The sequence below is a fragment of the Ornithinibacter sp. genome (assembly GCF_035443565.1).
In the GTDB taxonomy this organism is placed as follows: domain Bacteria; phylum Actinomycetota; class Actinomycetes; order Actinomycetales; family Dermatophilaceae; genus Fodinibacter.
In genome coordinates, this window is record NZ_DAORSO010000246.1 from 1 (window position 1) to 2349 (window position 2349).

Annotated in this window: 2 protein-coding genes and 1 pseudogene; all 3 read right to left on the reverse strand. The window is 70.1% G+C overall.

Going from position 1 to position 2349, the window contains the following annotated elements; genetic code table 11:
• Window positions 1-506, reverse strand: a 506-nt coding sequence (locus tag PLL68_RS13980; RefSeq protein ID WP_324535107.1) for an aconitase family protein, incomplete at its 3' end; no start/stop codon positions are given.
• Window positions 507-927: 421 nt separating this feature from the next.
• Window positions 928-1902 carry an ERCC4 domain-containing protein gene (locus PLL68_RS13985; RefSeq protein WP_324535109.1) on the reverse strand — a complete coding sequence of 325 codons (975 nt, stop codon included), beginning with the start codon at window positions 1900-1902 and terminating at the stop codon, window positions 928-930.
• Window positions 1903-1904: 2 nt separating this feature from the next.
• A pseudogene (locus PLL68_RS13990) lies at window positions 1905-2349 on the reverse strand (class I SAM-dependent RNA methyltransferase); the annotation flags it as partial.

Genomic DNA, 2349 nt, shown 5'->3' on the forward strand with positions numbered 1-2349 from the left:
ACGACCTTGAAGTCGTCGAACGCCGTCTGGCCCCAGCGCAGGAACTGGTAGCGCTCGAAGTTGCGCCCGTACTCGAACTCGACGTTGCGCTCGAACGCGTCGGACCGGCCGAAGACGTCGATCTGCACGGAGTGGTCGATGACGAGCTCGGCCGGGGCGAGCGGGTTGATCTTGCTCGGGTCGCCGCCGAGGTCGGCAACGGCCTCGCGCATGGTCGCGAGGTCGACGACGCAGGGCACACCCGTGAAGTCCTGCATGATCACGCGGGCCGGCGTGAACTGGATCTCGGTGTCGGGCTCGGCGTTCTCGTCCCAGCCGCCGAGGGCACGGATGTGCTCGGCCGTGATGTTGGCACCGTCCTCGGTGCGCAGGAGGTTCTCGAGCAGCACCTTGAGGCTGTACGGGAGCGTGTCGCTCCCCTCGACCGCTGCGAGGCGGTAGATCTCGTAGGACTGCTCACCCACCTCGAGTGTGCCGTGGGCGTCGAAGCTGTTCGTGCTGGCCACCGGGGCTCCCTTCAGGTCGTGCGTCGTCGCGCGATTCCCGTGATTTATCTTGATGTCAAGATATCTAACCACACCGGGTCGGTCGCGTCGAGCCTATGCCGCGGTGTGCCACCCGGCGAGACCCAGAGCCACCGGACTTCTCAAGCCAGCCGTTCCATCCGGTAGTGCAGACGGACGACGAGCGCGGGGCCCAGCCACAGGTGGTGGTCGGCGCGCACGGCGTGAGCGTCGCGGTAGTGCCGAACAGGGCGGTGATGAGGGCACAGCCTGGCAGGAACGGCGCCGACCACTGCGACCACGCATCCATCCGCCACTTCGCCGTGTGCTCGTAGAGGTCGCGCACCCCGGCATCCACCCCGGACGCGTCGAAGTGCGGCCCGCCGAGGGCCGCGAGATCGGGCAGGAGCCCGGCGGCCGGGCATCAGAGCTCTCCACGAGCACGGGCCTCGAGGTAGCGCTCCAGAACCGACCCCGCGATCCGGCCACGGTCGGAGACGGCGATGTCGTGGGCAACTGCCCAGCGCCGCACCTGCGCCGGTGTCGGCGGCGGCGGGGCAAGGGGCGGCGCCGCCTCCAGCCCGCGAACCGCCAAGTCCCCGACCACCTCCTCGGCGAGGCCGACGCGCGCCGCAGCGAGAAAGCGGTAGGTCCATTCCTGGGCGAGTTTGCGGGTCTCGCAGAAGACGATCGGCACGCTCGGGAACCGGATGTGGCACTCGGCGATCCCGTCGGCCACGACGCTCGGGCGCACGTGTTCGAGGGCGAAGACCCGTGAGTACCGGTCCTCGACGACCACCGCCGCGCGAGGGATCGCCGACAGTTCGGTGAGCTGGAACTTCAACGTGCCCGTCGTCAGCGACGACACCAGGTCAGTCAAGGACTTGCGCTCCACACTGGCCTGCAAGACCCCGTCGACGACGAGCCCGTAGTCCCCTGCCCTCAACGGTTCGCGCCGGGTCGTCACCTGACGGTCGGCGAACGTGAACGGGTACCGCTCCCGGATGTCGACGGAGATCTCCACGTCGGCCAGGCCACTGGCTCGAGCTCCGGGCACGGCCACGGCCGGGCGGGCCTGCTTGGCCGTGCGGGAGGTCTGCCAGAAGATCATCTGCCGGCCGCGGGCGGTGGTGATGACCAGTTGCGACCGGTTCTCGCGGCCGCGATCGAGCACGAGGTCGATGGCCGCCCCGCGTCGCACGCACGAGCGCACCGGGACCCTCTCGATGATCTCCGCATCCGCGGGCCACTCATCGAGCCGGTGGCAGTAGACCTTGCCGGTGCGTGGCCAGGTGTCCTTCGCCTTGAGCATGACCCCGTCACCGAGGGGGATCCGCAGCAGGTACGGCAGGGTCGACCCGGGCTCGGTGTTGCGCGCAACCACGAAGTCCTCGGGCACGACTACGCGGGGCCGCTCTTCGTCAGCAGGGCGACGCACTCGACGTGGTGCGTCATCGGGAAGGCGTCGAACGCGCGCAGCGTGTCGAGGCGGTAGCCGAGGTCGGCGAAGTAGGCCGTGTCGCGCGCCAGCGCGGCCGGGTCGCACGCGACGTATACCACCGCACGCGGGGCCATCGCGGCGATCTCGGCACACACGCCCTTGCCCGCGCCCGTTCGCGGCGGGTCGAGAACGACGACGTCGGCGGATGCCGGGACGAGGGTCGAGCGCGACGGCTTGCGTGGGCGTGACCCCCGCTGCGAAGAACTGCCGCGCCGCGACGGACGAGGCACCCCGAACGCGTCGTCGACCCGGGCGGCGAGCACCGCGACCTGCGGGAGGTCGGCGAGGTTGTCGCGAGCATGCGCGCAGGCCGCCGCATCGGACTCGATGGCGATGACCTGCCCG